A 16,078-nucleotide genomic window follows, 5' to 3' on the forward strand; every position below is an offset into this window, starting at 1 on the left:
CCATGACGGAAGAACACCGCTTCGGATTCCGCACGCGCGCGCTGCACGCGGGCGGGACGCCCGATGCCGCGACGGGCGCTCGCGCCGTGCCGATCTACCAGACGTCGTCGTTCGTCTTCGACGACGCCGCAGACGCCGCGAACCTGTTCGCGCTGCAGAAGTACGGGAACATCTACTCGCGCATCGGCAACCCCACGGTCGCCGCTCTCGAGGAGCGGCTGGCTTCGCTCGAGGGCGGGATCGGGGCCGTCGCGACGGCATCGGGGATGAGCGCGGAGTTCATCACGTTCGCCGCGCTCGTGGGCGCGGGCGACCACGTCGTCGCGTCCGCGCAGCTCTACGGCGGCACCGTGACGCAGCTCGACGTGACACTGCGGCGGTTCGGCGTCGAGACGACGTTCGTGCCGTCCACCGACCCCGCCGACTACGCCGCGGCCATCCGCCCGGAGACGAAGGTCGTCTACGTCGAGATGATCGGCAACCCGTCCGGCGAGATCGCCGACATCGAGGGGCTCGCCGAGGTCGCGCACGCCGCAGGCGTGCCGCTCGTCGTCGATGCGACGCTCGCCACACCGTACCTCGCGCGCCCTCTCGAGCACGGCGCCGACATCGTCATCCACTCCGTCACGAAGTTCCTCGGCGGCCACGGGACGACCCTCGGCGGCATCGTCGTCGAGAAGGGCGCGTTCGACTGGGGCAACGGCCGGTTCCCGCAGATGACAGAGCCCGTCCCGTCGTACGGGGGCATCCGCTGGTGGGACAACTTCGGCGAGTACGGCTTCCTCACGAAGCTCCGCTCGGAGCAGCTGCGCGACATCGGCCCCGCGCTCAGCCCGCAGGCCGCGTTCAATCTGCTGCAGGGCGTCGAGACGCTCCCGCAGCGTATCGACGCGCACCTCGCGAACGCGCGCGTCGTGGCGGAATGGCTCGAGTCCGATCCCCGCGTCTCGTTCGTCACCTGGGCGGGGCTCCCCGGCCATCCGCACCACGAGCGCGCCGCGCACTACCTGCCGCTAGGCCCCGGCTCCGTGTTCGCCTTCGGCGTCCGCCCATCGGGCGAGTTCGCCGACGACGGCGCGCGGATGGCCGCGGCCCGTGCGACGGGCGAGCGGGTCATCGACGCGCTGCAGCTCGCCTCGCACCTCGCGAACATCGGCGACGCCCGCACCCTCGTCATCCACCCCGCCTCGACGACGCACCAGCAGCTCACGCCCGCTCAGCTCGCGGCGGCGGGCGTCCCCGCCGACCTCATCCGCATCTCGGTGGGCCTCGAGGACGCCGAGGACATCCTGTGGGACCTCGACCAGGCCCTCACCGCCGCGACGGGGGAGACCCGATGACCGAATCGTGCTCCTTCACGCCTCCCGCCGACGCCTGCGCCCTGCCGTCGGCGGGTCCGCAGGCGTCGTCCGACGCCCCGGCGGACGGCCGCACGTGGACGGGACCCGGCCAGCAGGAGCGCTACGGCATCCTGCGGCGGGCGCGCTCGATCGCGATCGTGGGCGCATCGGGCAACCCCGCCCGCGCCAGCTACTTCGTGGCGACGTACCTGCTGTCGAGCTCGCCCTACGACGTCTACTTCGTGAACCCGCGGGCGGACGAGATCCTGGGACGACCCGTGTACGCCTCGCTCGCCGACCTTCCCGTCGTCCCCGACATCGTCGACGTGTTCCGGCGCCACGACGACCTGCCGGGCGTCGCCCAGGAGGCCGTCGACATCGGCGCGAAGACCCTGTGGCTGCAGCTCGGGTCGTGGCACGAGGGAGCGGCCGAGATCGCCGAGCGGGCCGGTCTGTCGGTCGTCATGGACCGGTGCGTGAAGATCGAGCACGCCCGCTTCCACGGCGGCCTGCACTTCGCGGGCTTCGACACCGGCGTGATCAGCGCGAAGCGCCAGCTGCTCAGCCGCTGACGCGGGTCATCGCCGCCCCGCCGTCGCGCCCCCGGCGTCACATCCCGACGATGCCCTCGAACAGGCCGATGTCGTTGCCGTCGGGGTCGCGGAGGACCGCCCACCAGCTCGTCTCCGTGATGGGCGACTTCGCCATCACGACGGTCGCGCCCGCCGCCTCGGCCTTCGCGAGCACGTCGTCGATGGAGTCGACCTCGACGTACGACCTCGGCTGGGTGAAACCCTCCGCACGCGGCGCCAGCCCGCCGCCGGAGATGCGGTTCGGGGCCTGCCACATGGGGTAGTCCTCGAACCCGGGCGGTGCGGAGATCTCCCAGCCGAACAGGCCGCGGTAGAACGCCGCGGCCTTCTCGAGATCGGCGACGGGGATGTCGATGTGGGTGATGTCTCCGTGCGGCATGGCGCACCCCTTCCGGCGGATGGTCGACGTGACGCCGCCACCGTATCCCCGGCCCACGACGCCGGCAAGGGCGTCGCCCACAGCGGACGCATAGTCGGGGGACGGCGCGCACGGAGACTCGGGGGCTACCGTCGTGTCATCGCCGCTGGAGACGGCGGCCCACCGACTCGGGCCCTTTGGGAGAGGGGCCCGTGAGCGGATTCTCGGGAGAGGAATCCGTGGGAGAGAGAGCGCCCCGGCCGGGCACCCCCACCGGCCGGGGCGCTCATCCGTCTCCGTCCGCGAGCCCGGCCGCGTAGGCCGCCGCCGAGATGCGGTAGCGCGGCAGCGTCGGGAGGATCGGCTCGACGAGCGTGCGGACCGCGTCGGCGTGGCGGCCCGCGCTGTGCAGCGCGAGCGCGAGGAACACCTCGCGCGCCGCTCCGACGGCCGGATGCGCCGGCGTGCGCTCGAGCAGGGCGATCGCCTCGTCCACACGGCCCAGATTGCGCAGCGTCGAGGCCAGCTGCACGGCGAGCTGCGCCGCGCGCTCCGGATCGACCTCGGCGATGCCGGCGCGCACGGCCGCCTCGTACTCCGCGAGCGCCTCCCGCTCGCGACCTGTGCTGTCGAACGCGCCTGCGCGCTCGAACGCCGCGACCGCGGGGTGGGGCGCGTCGGCGGCGACATCGGACATCCGCTCGACGAGCGTCGTCTCGTCGGGGTCGTCCCAGACGGCGGCGACGCGCCGCTCCCAGTCCTCTGCGTCCATCCCGCCAGCCTAGAGGCGGGCGATCTCCTGCCGCGGCCGCAGGGCGATGTCGGTGACCTGCGCGTCGGCGGGCAGGTCGACGACGTACCGGACGGCCTCGGCGACCGACGTCGGCCGGATGTACCGCTCGGCCGTGTACGCCGCGTCGGGGATGCCGGCGCGCAGCATCGCCGTGTCGGTCTGGCCCGGGGCGATGGTCACGACGCGGACGCGGTGCTTCTCCTCGTCGATGCGGAGGACGTCGGCCACGGCGCGCAGCGCGTGCTTGGACGCGGTGTACACGGCGCTCCCCGGAACGGGGCGCGTTCCGGCTCCCGAGCCGATGAACACCACCGTCGCCTCGGCGGGGCGCAGGAGCGGGAGGAGGGCGCGGGTGAGGAGCGCGGGCCCCACGACGTTGGTCGTGAGGGACGCGAGCCAATCGGCCTCCGTCGCGTCCTCCACGGAGACGGCGCCGCCCACGGCGGCGACGTGGACGAGCACGTCGACGCGGTCGAGCTCGTCCGCGAACGCCGTGAGCGCGTCGCGGTCCGTGACGTCGACACGGCGGGGGGCTGCGCCCGTCTCCTCCGCGAGCGCGGTGAGCACGTCGGCCCGACGGCCGAGCGCGTAGACGCGGTGGGTGCGGACGAGATCGCGCACGATCTCCGATCCCATCCCTCCGGATGCCCCGGTGACGACGGCGACGGGCAGCGGTGCGGTCATGGCGTTCTCCTCGTGAGGGCGGCGTCGATCGCCGAGCGGGCGACGCGGTCGGTCTCGCGCAGCATCGTGGGATCCGTGCGCGGCATGGGGCTGATGATGGCGTCGTGCATCGTCTGGTCGACGGGGATGCCGGCCATGTGGAACGCGCGGTCGAGGGAGCCGTCCGGGTGGACGAGCCGGCCCGTCTCGGGATCGATGTCGACGCCGCCCGTGGCGAGGCCGCCGCCCGTCCGCGTCGGCGCCTCGAACGCGCGCACGCGTCCCGCGTCCGCGAGGGAGCGGATGAGCGGGTCGGCGGTCGCGTCGACGTCGTGCACGTGCATCCAGGCGTCGACGAGGACGCGCGCCCGCACCTCCGAGCCGCGGACGGCCGCCGAGACGGCGTGGAAGCCGCCGGGGGCGGCCGCGACGGACGCCGCCGGCCCGATGAAGCGCACGAGGCCCGCGCGCTGGAGCGCGAGGAGCTGCGCGTTGCGGAACGCGGGCGGGCCGGAGCCGGCCATCCCTCCGACGGATCCCAGCTCGCGGAAGCCGGACGCGCGCGACTCGGCGTCGAACCCGCCGAACGCCCCGATGCGCCCGACCGGTCCGCGCGCCGAGGCGATCGCCCACAGGGCCGCCTTCAGCGGGCTGTCCGCACCGAGTGCCGACGCCGCGAGGTCGTCGGAGACGAACGCGGCCACCCACGCGTCGAACCCGGAGGGCGACGCCCAGGCGAGGCCGTCCCCGGGGAACATCGCGGCGACGAGGTCGAGCCGGTCGCGCGGATCGGGCACGGCGGGGGCGACCGCGTCGGCGAGCACGGCGACGCGCTCGCGCGTCGCCGCCCCGGAGACGCCCACGCGCGGCGCGTCGAGGTCGGCCGCGGCGATCGCCGCGAGCGCGGCCTCGAGGTCGACGGCGCCGGGGCGCACGCGCGCGAGCGTGCGGTGGTAGTCCGCGAAGGCGTCGCGCAGGATGAGCGGCCACACGAGCGCGTCGAAGTCGATCGGACGCGGCACGGCCGTCCAGTCGACGCCGCGCAGATGCGAGAGGGCCGCGCGCGGAGGGAGGGAGCCGTACTGCGTCTTCGCGCGGAACGGCACGCCGCGGTGGGAGGTGACGTGCAGCACCGGCTCGCGCCCCGACGGCTCGTAGCGGAGGCCGTCCGGGGTCTCGGCGAACCGTCCGCCCCTGCCCAGCGTGAGCAGGGCCATGGCGTCGAAGAACCCCATCCCGAGACCTCGCACGATCGCGTGCGCCCCGTCGGGCACGGCGTCGAGCCGCTGGTCGACGGGCGACTCCGGCCGCACCCACACGAGGTCGGGGTCGGCGTCGACGGCGGCGCGCACGGCCCGCTCGCCGGGCGTCGCGCCGCGCTCGAGCCACCCGGTGGCCGCGATGACGGCATCGGAGCGCAGCGCGGACCCGTCGGCGAGCGAGAGCACCTGCCGACCGTCGCGCTCGGATGCCGCGACGGCGCGCCCCAGTCGCTCGCGGACGCGCACGCCCGGGGGGAGCGCCGCCTTCGCGTGGCTCCAGCACCATCCGATGTACTCGCCGTAGAGCGACCGCGACGGGTGCGACTCAGGTCGCTGCGCGCGCAGCTCGGCGGCGTAGTCGGCGGCGAGCCCGGGCCGCACGGGGATGCGCCGGAACACCGCCGCATGCGCCGCGGGGATGTCGGAGACGTCGCCTCCGTCGCCCGCGTCGTGCCGCACGAGCCGGCACCACTCGTGCAGCGTCGGCCCCACGCGGACGGGACCCGCGATCGTCGCCGCGTCGTCGGTGAAGAGGGTCACGGCGTCGGCGAGCGTGTTCATGCACAGCTCGCGCGTCTGACCGGTGCGCCAGATGCGGCCGGCCCCGATCTCGGTGTCGTCGACGATCTCGATGTCGAGCACGGCGTCGTCCGCGAGGTTCGCGCCGATCCGCTCGACGAGCGAGACGCCGCGCGGGCCGCCTCCGACGATCGCGATGGCGGGGCGGGGAGAGGAGGACATCGTGTCCATCCTCCCCCGAGGAGGAGGTGCCGGGCGCCTGCCTAGACTGGCGGCATGCCACTCGTTGCCCTCACCGGCGGGATCGCGTCGGGCAAGTCCACCATCGCACGCCGCCTGGCCGAGCACGGCGCCGTCGTCGTCGACGCCGACGCACTCGTCCGCGAGCTGCAGCAGCCGGGGACGCCCGTGCTCGCGGCGATCGAGCGCGAGTTCGGCGAAGGGGTGGTCCGCGCAGACGGGGCACTCGATCGCGCAGCGCTCGGCGGCGTCGTGTTCGGGGACCCCGAGCGCCTCGCGCGCCTCAACGCGATCGTCCACCCCGCCGTCAAGGACGAGTCGCAACGCCGCTTCCGCGCCGCCTTCGACGCCGATCCCGGGGCCGTCGTCGTCTACGACGTGCCGCTCCTCGCCGAGGCGCGGGGTTCGGGGGAGTGGGACGTCGTCGTCGTGGCGCACGCTCCTGCCGAGCAGCGCGCGCGGAGGCTCGTGACCGAGCGCGGCCTCACGGAGGCGGAGGCCGACGCCCGCATCGCCCGCCAAGCGTCCGACGAGGAGCGGCTGGCGTTCGCCGACATCGTCGTGGACACCTCCGGCACGCTCGACGAGACGCTCGAGCGGGCCGACGCGCTGTGGAGGGATCTGGCCCGGGCGTGATCGACCTCAACAGCGATCTGGGCGAGAACGAGCCGGAGCGCATCGTCTCCGACGACGCGGCGATGCTCGACGTCGTCACGAGCGCCAACGTCTCGTGCGGGCGGCACGCCGGGACGACCGAGGGCATCCGCGCGACGCTGGCGGCCGCCGTCGCGGCCGGGGTGACGATCGGAGCGCACCCGGGCTATCCCGACCGCGCGGGATTCGGACGGCGCCGCGTCGAGGGCGCTCCCGCCGCGCTGCGTGCCGAGGTCGAGGAGCAGGTGGGCGCGCTCGCCGCGCTCGCCCGCGCCGCGGGCGGGCGGATCGCCTACGTGAAGCCCCACGGCGCCCTCTACCACGACGTCGCGCGCGACGAGGAGCGCGCCGCCGCCCTCGTCGACGCCGTGCGCGCCGTCGACGACCGCCTCGCCGTGCTCGCGCTGCCCGGCAGCGCCGTCCTGCGGCTCGCCGAGCGGGCCGGCCTCCGTGCCGTCGCCGAGGCGTTCGCCGACCGCGCCTACCTCCCCGACGGCGGCCTCGTCCCCCGCTCGCGGGCGGACGCCGTGCTCCATGACACGGGCGCCGTGGCCGAGCGGATGGCGCGGCTCGTGTCCGACGGGCGGATCGACGCCGTCGACGGCACCTCCCTGCGGGTCCGCGCCGAGTCGATCTGCGTGCACGGAGACAGCCCGGGGGCGGTCGGGATGGCCCGCGCCGTGCGGGCGCGGCTCGAAGCCGCCGGCATCCCGCTCGCGTCGTTCGCGGGCGCGACATGAGGCGGGTGCTCGTCGCCTCCGACACCGCGTACCTCGTCGAGGAGGACGACGCCGAGGGCGCCAGGCGGCTCCACGCCGCGCTCGCGGCGGAGACACCGGCCGGCGTCGTGGAGCTCGTCGCGGGTGCACGCACCGTGCTGGTGCGGTTCCGGAGAGGGGCGGGGCGAGGGCTCCGCGAGCTGCTGGAGACCATCCCCGGGCGCGACCCGGGGGCGGCAGCAGGGTCGGCCGTCGTCGCGCTCACGGTCGTCTACGACGGGGAGGACCTCGCGGCCGTCGCCGACCTCCTCGGCGCCTCGCCGGATGCCCTCGCGACGCGGCACGCCGCCGCGGAATGGCGCGTCGCGTTCGCGGGGTTCGCACCGGGATTCGCCTACCTCGTGTCCGATGACCCCCTCTTCGACGTGCCGCGGCGGGCGTCGCCCCGCACCCGCGTGCCGGCGGGGTCGGTCGCGCTCGCCGGGCCCTACTCGGGCGTGTACCCGCGCGACAGTCCCGGCGGGTGGCAGCTCATCGGCCGCACGGACGCCGCGCTGTGGGATCCGGACCGCGAGCCCGCCGCGCTGCTCGCCCCGGGAGCGTCCGTGCGGTTCCTGCCGGCCCGAGACGTCCTGGCGGCATCCGCGCCGGATCCGGGCAGGACGCCCCGACCGGGATCCGCGCGCGTGGTCGACATGCCGGGCGAGCGCCGCGTCGCGCCCGCCGTCGTCGTGGTCGAGCCCGGCCTCCAGCTGCTCGTCGAGGACGCCGGTCGGGCGGGACGGGCGGCGATGGGCGTGTCGCCGTCGGGGGCGGCCGACCGGACGGCGCTGCACGACGCGAACGTCGCGGTCGGCAACGACCCGGGCGAGGCGGCGCTCGAGCTGCTCCTCGGCGGCGCCGTGCTGCGCTTCCGCGCGTCCGGAGCCGCGGCGATCGCCGGCGCCCCGGTCGAGGCGCGGCTGGTGCGCGGGGACGACGTGCATCCGCTCGGTGCCGGCCGCCCCTTCGCCGTGGCGGACGGCGACGAGCTGCGCATCGGGCACGCCGAGCGCGGACTGCGGGCGTACATCGCGATCCGAGGCGGTCTCGCGCTCGCGCCCGTGCTCGGCAGCCTCGCGACGGACCTGCTCGGCGGGATCGGCCCGCGGGAGCTCGGCGGGCGCGGGCTGCGGGCGGGAGACGTGCTCCCGCTCCGCGGACCGTCCGCCGCGCGACGCCTCGTCGAGCCGTGGGCCGCACCCGCCCGTACGCTGCCGGCGCCGGGCGAGGTCGCCGAGCTGCGCGTCGTCCTCGGCCCGCGTGCCGACCGGTTCGCGCGCGGTTCGCTGCGGCGTCTCCTCGCCGACGCCTGGACCGTCACCCCGAGGTCGGACCGGACGGGCGTGCGTCTCGAGGGGGCGCACCCGCTCGTGCGCACGGTCGAGTCGGAGCTCCCGAGCGAGGGCGTCGCGGCCGGCGCCGTGCAGGTGCCGTCCGACGGGCAGCCCGTGCTCTTCCTCGCCGACCACCCGGTCACGGGCGGCTACCCCGTCGTCGCCGCGGTCGTCGACGACGACCTCGACCTGGCCGGCCAGCTGCCTCCCGGCGCGCTCGTGCGCTTCCGCCTCGTCTGACCACGGCCGGCCACCCGCCGGACACCGCAGGTTCATCCTGCGTCGGTACCGGTAGAGCGTGATCCTCCCCGCGCTCATGCCCTCCCTCCTCGTCGCCGCGCTCGCCGCGGCTCCCCTCGCCGCATCGCCTGCGCCGGACGAGGACGGCTCCTACAGCAGCAAGCAGCCGTACGTCGCTCCGACCGAGGCCGACATCGCCGCCTACCAGCCGGCGCCCGACGGATACCGGCCGCTCGCGACCGAGTCGGTCGCGCGCCACGGCTCCCGCGGTCTGTCGAGCTACAAGTACGACGCCCTGCTCCACCTCGTCGCGCAGACCGCGCTCGCCGAGGGCGGGTTCGTCTCGCCCGAGATCGGTGCGGCGTTCGTCGCGAACCTCGACGCGATCACCGCGGCGAACGTCGAGAACGGATACGGGATGCTGACGGGGCAGGGCGAGACCCAGCATCACGGCATCGGGCAGCGCACGGCCGAGCGCAATGCCGACCTGCTCTCGCAGGGCGGCCGGATCGTCGCCGAGACCTCGGGCGAGGCGCGCGCGACGGAGTCGGGGGAGAGCTTCCTGCTCGGGCTCGGCGTGGAGGGCGTCGAACTCGACGCGCGCCCCGACCTGCTCTACTTCCACGAGGTCGAGAACCCCGACGGCTCCGAGAAGGCGGTCGGGTCGCCTGAGCGCGAGCGTGCGGAGGCGTACCAGGCGTACATCGAGGAGCAGACGGACGACGGCGGCACGATCGCCGCCGCCATGGACCTCATCGAGGAGCTGCCGCGCTCGGTGGAGGTCGCCGACGACCTCCTGTCCGGCATCTTCACGGCCGAGTTCATCGCGGCGATCGGCTCCGACGAGGAGCACATCTGGTTCAACACGGCCGACGGCACAGAGACGGGGGCGATCGCCTGCGCCGAAGGCGCGGATCCGGCCGCCGATCCGGATGCCTGCGGCGATCCGGAGAAGTCGATCGAGAGCTCCGTCGACGCCGCGATGACCCTGTACAACCTGTACATCATCGCCGCCGACATGGAGGAGGAGAACGTCGCGCCGCATGCGTTCGACTTCGCGCAGTACTTCGCCGGCCGCGAGGAGGACGCGGAGTGGTTCGCCTACCTGCTCGACGCGGAGGACTTCTACGAGAAGGGGCCGAGCCTGGCCGGCCACGACGAGACGTACCGCGTGGCGGAGGCGCTCCTCGACGACTTCTTCGCGACCATCGACGCCCGAGCGGCGGGCGGCGACGTCGCGGCGACGTTCCGCTTCGCGCACGCCGAGACGATCGTCCCGTTCGCGGCGCTGCTGAAGCTCCCCGGCTCCACGGTCGCGGCGCCGGACGATGCGACGCCCGAGTCGATCGCCGACGTGTACAACGTCGACGACAACCCGTGGCGCGGCGCCGAGGTGACCCCCATGGCCGCGAACGTGCAATGGGACGTCGTGGCGCGCGACGGCGTGGATCCTGCGACCGGAGCCGCCTACACGCCGCTCGTCCGCATGCTCTACAACGAGCGGGAGATCCCGTTCGCGGACGGCTGCACCCCCGTCGCCGAGGGATCGCACTGGTACAAGTCGACCGAGGTGAAGCGCTGCCTGACGGGGGTCGAGACGGCGGAGAGCCCGCTCATCGCGGTCGCGGCGACCGAGCCGGATCCGGCGACCGAGCCGACGGCGACGCCAGAGCCGACGGCGACGCCAGAGCCGACGGCGACGCCAGAGCCGACGACGGAGCCGACAGCCCGGCCGACGCAGACGCCCGGTGCCGGCGCGCCGCTCGCCGCGACCGGCGCGGCCGCCGACTCCTGGGGAGGGGCAGGTGCGACCGCCGCGCTGGGGAGCGCGGTGCTGGGCGGCGCGCTGCTCGTGTCCGCCCTCATCCGCCGTCGCGCCGCGCGCGTGCGATCGCCGCGTCCGTGACGCGGGCGTCCTCCGCCGTGCGCGGAGGGGGATGATGTCGTCATGGGAGTGTTCGCGGAGCGCGATGACGAGGAGCAGCACGCGTGGGCGGCGCTGCCGTCCGAGCCGGTCGAGCCCGAGCCTCCTTCACGACGGCTCGACGCGCTCCCGTCGCCCGATCCGGCGGCGGTGGACGCCGCCGGGTCCGGCACGGCGTCGTACTCGATCGTCTTCCCCGTGACGCCGCCGCCTCCCGCGGCAGCGGACGCCGCTGCCGGCGCACCGGGGCCGGACGACGATCCGGCCGGGCCCGATGTCGGCGCGCCCTCCTAGGCTGGAGGGCATGCAGACGACACGGAGCGTGCGGCCGTTCGAGGTCATCAGCGAGTACGAGCCGAGCGGCGACCAGCCGAAGGCCATCGCCGAGCTCGCGGCGCGCATCAACGCGGGCGAGACCGACGTCGTCCTCCTCGGCGCCACGGGGACGGGCAAGTCGGCCACGACCGCGTGGCTCGTCGAGCAGGTGCAGCGGCCGACCCTCGTGCTCGCCCACAACAAGACGCTCGCGGCGCAGCTCGCCAACGAGTTCCGCGACCTGCTGCCGAACAACGCCGTCGAGTACTTCGTGTCGTACTACGACTACTACCAGCCGGAGGCGTACGTCCCGCAGACCGACACCTTCATCGAGAAGGACTCGTCGATCAACGCCGAGGTGGAGCGGCTGCGCCACTCCACGACGAACGCCCTCCTCAGCCGACGCGACGTGGTCGTGGTGAGCACGGTGTCGTGCATCTACGGTCTCGGCTCGCCCGAGGAGTACCTGCGTGCGCTCGTGGCGCTGCAGGTGGGCGAACGGTACGACCGCGACGCCATCATCCGCCAGTTCGTCGCGATGCAGTACAACCGCAACGACGTCGACTTCTCGCGCGGCAACTTCCGGGTGCGCGGCGACACGATCGAGATCATCCCCGTGTACGAGGAGTACGCCATCCGGATCGAGCTCTTCGGCGACGAGATCGAGGGGCTCTACCGGCTCCATCCGCTCACGGGCGATGTGCTGGAGAGGCTGGACGCCGTCGCGATCTTCCCCGCCACGCACTACGCGGCGGGCACCGACACGGTCCAGCGCGCCATCAAGACGATCGAGGAGGAGCTCGCCGAGCGGCTGCAGGAGCTCGAACGGCAGGGCAAGCTCCTCGAGGCGCAGCGGCTGCGGATGCGCACGACGTTCGACCTCGAGATGCTGCAGCAGCTCGGCTTCTGCTCGGGCATCGAGAACTACTCGCGCCATCTCGACGGCAGGGAGGGGGGCGAGCCCCCTCACACGCTGCTCGACTTCTTCCCCGACGACTTCCTCCTCGTCATCGACGAGTCCCACGTCACCGTGCCGCAGATCGGCGCGATGTACGAGGGCGACGCATCGCGCAAGCGCACGCTCGTCGAGCACGGCTTCCGGCTCCCGAGCGCCATGGACAACCGGCCCCTGCGGTGGGACGAGTTCAAGAACCGCATCGGCCAGACGGTCTACCTCTCCGCGACGCCGGGGCGCTACGAGATGGGAATCGCCGACGGCGTCGTGGAGCAGATCATCCGACCCACGGGCCTGGTCGACCCCGAGATCGTCGTCAAGCCCTCGAAGGGGCAGATCGACGACCTGCTCGAGGAGATCCGCGTGCGCGTGGAGAAGGACGAGCGCGTGCTCGTCACGACGCTCACGAAGAAGATGGCGGAGGAGCTCACCGACTTCCTCGGCGAGCACGGCGTGCGCGTGCGCTACCTGCATTCCGACGTCGACACGCTGCGCCGCGTCGAGCTGCTCACCGAGCTGCGGCAGGGCGTCTACGACGTGCTCGTCGGCATCAACCTCCTGCGCGAGGGACTCGACCTCCCCGAGGTGTCGCTCGTGTCCATCCTCGACGCCGACAAGGAGGGGTTCCTGCGCTCGGGGACGTCGCTGATCCAGACGATCGGCCGAGCCGCCCGCAACGTATCGGGCCAGGTGCACATGTACGCCGACAACATGACCGACTCGATGCGGAAGGCCATCGAGGAGACCGAGCGGCGTCGGGAGATCCAGACGGCGTACAACCGCGAGCACGGCATCGACCCGCAGCCCCTGCGCAAGCGCATCGCCGACATCACCGACTCGCTCGCGCGCGAGGAGGCCGACACGGCCGACCTGCTCTCGAAGCGCGATTCCGCGCGGACGAAGTCGGGCAGGGGCAAGAGCCCCACCCCGCGCCTGCGGGAGGGCATCGCGGCCGAAGGGGCGAACCAGCTCGAGGAGACGATCGCCGACCTCACGGGGCAGATGCTGACGGCTGCGGAGGAGCTGAAGTTCGAACTCGCCGCGCGCCTGCGCGACGAGGTGCAGGACCTCAAGCGGGAGCTGCGGCAGATGGAGAAGGCCGGACACGCGTGAGACCGCACGCGAGGTCGACGCGTGCGATCCGCGCGGGCAGCTCGGGGTGCGCGGATCTTCGAATCCCCTGAGTGGATACGTCGAACAAACGTCCAGATGTCCGTGGGAGTCCGTAGGATTGTCGGGTGCCCATCACCCCTGTCGCCTCGTCCGGCAAGATCAGCGTCCGCGGCGCCCGCGTCCACAACCTCAAGAACGTCGACCTCGACATCCCGCGCGACGCCCTCGTCGTGTTCACGGGGCTGTCCGGCTCGGGCAAGTCGAGCCTGGCGTTCGACACGATCTTCGCGGAGGGGCAGCGCCGGTACGTCGAATCGCTGAGCGCGTATGCGCGCCAGTTCCTGGGACAGGTCGACCGGCCGGACGTCGATCTCATCGAGGGGCTCAGCCCCGCGGTCTCGATCGACCAGAAGTCGACGAACCGCAACCCGCGCTCGACGGTCGGCACCATCACCGAGATCTACGACTACCTCCGCCTGCTGTGGGCGCGCATCGGCGTGCCGCACTGCCCGCAGTGCGGAGAGCGCATCCAGCGGCAGACGGTGCAGCAGATCGCCGACCAGCTGATGACGCTGCCCGAGGGCACGCGGTATCAGGTCGTCGCCCCCGTCGTGACGCAGAAGAAGGGCGAGTTCGTCGACCTCTTCAAGGAGCTCGCGGCGAAGGGGTACGCGCGCGCCGTCGTCGACGGCGAGCTCGTGCAACTGGCCGAGCCGCCCGTGCTCAAGAAGTCCTACAAGCACGACATCGCCGTCGTGGTCGACCGTCTCGTCGCGCGCGACGACATCCTCGGCCGCGTCACCGACTCCGTCGAGACCGCGCTCGGGCTGGCGGGCGGCGTGCTGCAGGTCAACTTCGTGGACGAGGAGGGCGACGACGCCTGGCAGTCGTTCTCGGAGAAGCTCGCCTGCCCGAACGGGCACCCGCTGCAGCTCACCGAGATCGAGCCCCGCACGTTCTCGTTCAACGCGCCGTTCGGCGCGTGCCCCGCCTGCTCGGGGCTCGGCACGCGCATGTCGGTCGACGTCGAGCTGATGCTGGCCGACGAGGAGCTCTCCATCCGCGAGGGCGTGATCGTCCCGTGGACGACCCAGGGCAAGGGGCTCTTCCAGTACTACGAGCGCCTCCTCGAAGGGCTCTCGGAGGAGCTCGCGTTCTCGCTCGACACCCCCTGGCGCGCGCTGCCGCAGATCGTGCGCGATTCCGTGCTGCACGGTCAGGACTACAAGGTCAACGTGCGCTTCAAGAACCGCTGGGGCCGCGAGGTGCGCTATGCGAGCGGGTTCGAGGGTGTCGTGCCGTACATCGAGCGCCAGTACGCGCAGGCCGAGACCGACACGACGCGCGCCCGCTGGGCGGAGTACCTCCGCGAGGTGCCGTGCCCGGTCTGCGACGGCGCGCGCCTCAAGCCCGAGGTGCTCGCGGTGAAGGTCGACGGACGCTCGATCGCGGAGACCGCGGACCTCAGCCTCGAGGACGCCCTCGCCATGATGGACGGCGTCGTGCTCACCGACCGCGAGAAGCAGATCGCGGCGCAGATCCTGCGCGAGATCCGCGTGCGGCTCGAGTTCCTCATCCAGGTCGGGCTCAACTACCTCACGCTCAGTCGCGCCGCCGGCTCGCTCTCGGGCGGCGAGGCGCAGCGCATCCGCCTCGCCACGCAGATCGGAACGGGTCTGACGGGCGTGCTCTACGTGCTCGACGAGCCGTCGATCGGCCTGCACCAGCGCGACAACCGCCGGCTGATCGAGACCCTCGTCACGCTCCGCGACCTCGGCAACACGCTCGTCGTCGTCGAGCACGACGAGGAGACCATCGAGGCCTCCGACTGGGTCGTCGACATCGGGCCGCGTGCCGGCATCGAGGGCGGGGAGGTCATCCACTCCGGGCCGTTCGAGGCGCTCGTCGGCGACGAGCGCTCGCTCACGGGCGACTACCTCTCGGGTCGTCGCGAGATCGCCGTGCCGAAGAAGCGGCGGAAGATCGACCGCAAGCGCACGCTCGGCGTCGTCGGCGCCCGCGCGAACAACCTGAAGAACGTCACCGCCGAGTTCCCGCTCGGCGTGCTCACGGCCGTCACGGGCGTGAGCGGCTCTGGCAAGTCGACGCTCGTGAACGACATCCTGTACGAGGTGCTCGCGCAGCGCCTCAACGGAGCGCGCACCGTCCCGGGCAAGCACACCCGCGTCACGGGGCTCGAGCACCTCGACAAGGTCGTGCATGTCGACCAGGCCCCGATCGGCCGGACGCCGCGATCGAACCCCGCCACCTACACGGGCGTGTTCGACCGCATCCGCAACCTGTTCGCGGAGACGCCGGAGGCGAAGGTCCGCGGCTACAAGGCGGGGCGCTTCAGCTTCAACGTCAAGGGCGGGCGCTGCGAGGCGTGCTCGGGCGACGGCACGCTGAAGATCGAGATGAACTTCCTCCCCGACGTGTACGTCGACTGCGAGGTCTGCCACGGCAAGCGGTACAACCGCGACACCCTGCAGGTGCACTACAAGGGCAAGAACATCGCCGAGGTGCTCGAGATGTCGATCGCGGAGGCGGAGCGCTTCTTCGAGCCGATCCAGGCCATCCACCGCTACATGAAGACGCTCGTCGACGTCGGCCTCGGCTACGTCCGCCTGGGGCAGGCGGCCACGACGCTGTCGGGCGGCGAGGCGCAGCGCGTCAAGCTCGCGACCGAGCTGCAGAAGCGCAGCAACGGCCGATCGGTCTACGTGCTCGACGAGCCGACCACCGGCCTCCACTTCGAGGACGTGCGCAAGCTCCTCGAGGTGCTCAACGGACTCGTCGACAAGGGCAACAGCGTCATCGTCATCGAGCACAACCTCGACGTCGTGAAGTCGGCGGACTGGATCGTCGACCTCGGACCCGAGGGCGGGTCCGGAGGGGGCACGATCGTCGCCACCGGCACGCCCGAGCAGGTGGCGCGCACGGACGGCAGCCACACCGGCGCGTTCCTCGCCGAGGCGCTCGGGATGGCCGAACGGCAGCGCAAGGCCGGCTGA

General features: G+C 73.1%; 13 protein-coding genes. 9 read left to right on the forward strand and 4 right to left on the reverse strand.

Annotated elements, in window-relative coordinates:
* Positions 1-2 precede the first annotated feature (2 nt).
* Together ABD998_RS01045 and ABD998_RS01050 are read left to right on the forward strand one after the other, a co-directional pair.
* Positions 3-1,340, forward strand: coding sequence for an O-acetylhomoserine aminocarboxypropyltransferase/cysteine synthase family protein (locus ABD998_RS01045; protein WP_345435040.1), 1,338 nt, complete (start codon positions 3-5; stop codon positions 1,338-1,340).
* On the forward strand, positions 1,337-1,912 hold the full coding sequence (locus ABD998_RS01050) for a CoA-binding protein (protein ID WP_345435043.1): 576 nt from the start codon (positions 1,337-1,339) through the stop codon (positions 1,910-1,912). The genes ABD998_RS01045 and ABD998_RS01050 overlap by 4 nt, the downstream gene beginning before the upstream one ends.
* Positions 1,913-1,949: 37 nt before the next feature.
* Here ABD998_RS01050 and ABD998_RS01055 read toward each other — a convergent pair whose 3' ends face one another.
* The 4 genes from ABD998_RS01055 to ABD998_RS01070 all read right to left on the reverse strand — a co-directional run bounded on the left by ABD998_RS01055 (position 1,950) and on the right by ABD998_RS01070 (position 5,750).
* Positions 1,950-2,312: a VOC family protein gene (locus ABD998_RS01055; RefSeq protein ID WP_345435046.1), complete on the reverse strand. Its 363-nt coding sequence runs from the start codon at positions 2,310-2,312 to the stop codon at positions 1,950-1,952.
* 265 nt (positions 2,313-2,577) lie between these two features.
* Positions 2,578-3,063 (reverse strand): tetratricopeptide repeat protein, encoded by a 486-nt coding sequence (locus ABD998_RS01060; protein WP_345435048.1) that lies wholly within the window; start codon positions 3,061-3,063, stop codon positions 2,578-2,580.
* 9 nt (positions 3,064-3,072) lie between these two features.
* Entirely contained in the window at positions 3,073-3,768 is a 696-nt protein-coding gene (locus ABD998_RS01065; RefSeq protein ID WP_345435050.1) for an SDR family oxidoreductase, read from the reverse strand.
* Positions 3,765-5,750 carry an FAD/NAD(P)-binding protein gene (locus tag ABD998_RS01070; protein WP_345435052.1) on the reverse strand — a complete coding sequence of 662 codons (1,986 nt, stop codon included), beginning with the start codon at positions 5,748-5,750 and terminating at the stop codon, positions 3,765-3,767. The genes ABD998_RS01065 and ABD998_RS01070 overlap by 4 nt, the downstream gene beginning before the upstream one ends.
* A 54-nt stretch (positions 5,751-5,804) precedes the next feature.
* On the opposite strand from ABD998_RS01070, the gene coaE reads away from it, so the two are divergent.
* From coaE to uvrA, 7 genes are all read left to right on the forward strand, one after another.
* On the forward strand, positions 5,805-6,404 hold the full coding sequence (gene coaE / locus ABD998_RS01075) for a dephospho-CoA kinase (protein ID WP_345435054.1): 600 nt from the start codon (positions 5,805-5,807) through the stop codon (positions 6,402-6,404).
* Entirely contained in the window at positions 6,401-7,162 is a 762-nt protein-coding gene (locus tag ABD998_RS01080) for a LamB/YcsF family protein (protein WP_345435056.1), read from the forward strand. The genes coaE and ABD998_RS01080 overlap by 4 nt, the downstream gene beginning before the upstream one ends.
* Positions 7,159-8,757: a 5-oxoprolinase subunit B/C family protein gene (locus ABD998_RS01085; protein ID WP_345435058.1), complete on the forward strand. Its 1,599-nt coding sequence runs from the start codon at positions 7,159-7,161 to the stop codon at positions 8,755-8,757. The genes ABD998_RS01080 and ABD998_RS01085 overlap by 4 nt, the downstream gene beginning before the upstream one ends.
* A 58-nt stretch (positions 8,758-8,815) precedes the next feature.
* Positions 8,816-10,663, forward strand: coding sequence for a histidine phosphatase family protein (locus ABD998_RS01090; protein ID WP_345435060.1), 1,848 nt, complete (start codon positions 8,816-8,818; stop codon positions 10,661-10,663).
* A gap of 42 nt (positions 10,664-10,705) precedes the next feature.
* A complete protein-coding gene (locus tag ABD998_RS01095; protein ID WP_345435062.1) occupies positions 10,706-10,975 on the forward strand; it encodes a hypothetical protein in 270 nt (89 codons plus the stop codon).
* Positions 10,976-10,985: 10 nt separating this feature from the next.
* A complete protein-coding gene (uvrB, locus tag ABD998_RS01100; RefSeq protein WP_345435064.1) occupies positions 10,986-13,064 on the forward strand; it encodes an excinuclease ABC subunit UvrB in 2,079 nt (692 codons plus the stop codon).
* A gap of 125 nt (positions 13,065-13,189) precedes the next feature.
* Positions 13,190-16,078 carry an excinuclease ABC subunit UvrA gene (gene uvrA / locus ABD998_RS01105; protein ID WP_345435066.1) on the forward strand — a complete coding sequence of 963 codons (2,889 nt, stop codon included), beginning with the start codon at positions 13,190-13,192 and terminating at the stop codon, positions 16,076-16,078.

The sequence above is a fragment of the Microbacterium gilvum genome, from assembly GCF_039543865.1.
Taxonomy (GTDB): domain Bacteria; phylum Actinomycetota; class Actinomycetes; order Actinomycetales; family Microbacteriaceae; genus Microbacterium; species Microbacterium gilvum.

Excerpts from the sequence above, each read along its gene's own strand:
- ABD998_RS01045 (WP_345435040.1), top strand. The coding sequence starts at position 3 with ATGACGGAAGAACACCGCTTCGGATTCCGCACGCGCGCGCTGCACGCG.
- ABD998_RS01050 (WP_345435043.1), top strand. The coding sequence starts at position 1,337 with ATGACCGAATCGTGCTCCTTCACGCCTCCCGCCGACGCCTGCGCCCTG.
- ABD998_RS01055 (WP_345435046.1), bottom strand. The coding sequence starts at position 2,312 with ATGCCGCACGGAGACATCACCCACATCGACATCCCCGTCGCCGATCTC.
- ABD998_RS01060 (WP_345435048.1), bottom strand. The coding sequence starts at position 3,063 with ATGGACGCAGAGGACTGGGAGCGGCGCGTCGCCGCCGTCTGGGACGAC.
- ABD998_RS01065 (WP_345435050.1), bottom strand. The coding sequence starts at position 3,768 with ATGACCGCACCGCTGCCCGTCGCCGTCGTCACCGGGGCATCCGGAGGG.
- ABD998_RS01070 (WP_345435052.1), bottom strand. The coding sequence starts at position 5,750 with ATGTCCTCCTCTCCCCGCCCCGCCATCGCGATCGTCGGAGGCGGCCCG.
- coaE (WP_345435054.1), top strand. The coding sequence starts at position 5,805 with ATGCCACTCGTTGCCCTCACCGGCGGGATCGCGTCGGGCAAGTCCACC.
- ABD998_RS01085 (WP_345435058.1), top strand. The coding sequence starts at position 7,159 with ATGAGGCGGGTGCTCGTCGCCTCCGACACCGCGTACCTCGTCGAGGAG.
- ABD998_RS01095 (WP_345435062.1), top strand. The coding sequence starts at position 10,706 with ATGGGAGTGTTCGCGGAGCGCGATGACGAGGAGCAGCACGCGTGGGCG.
- uvrB (WP_345435064.1), top strand. The coding sequence starts at position 10,986 with ATGCAGACGACACGGAGCGTGCGGCCGTTCGAGGTCATCAGCGAGTAC.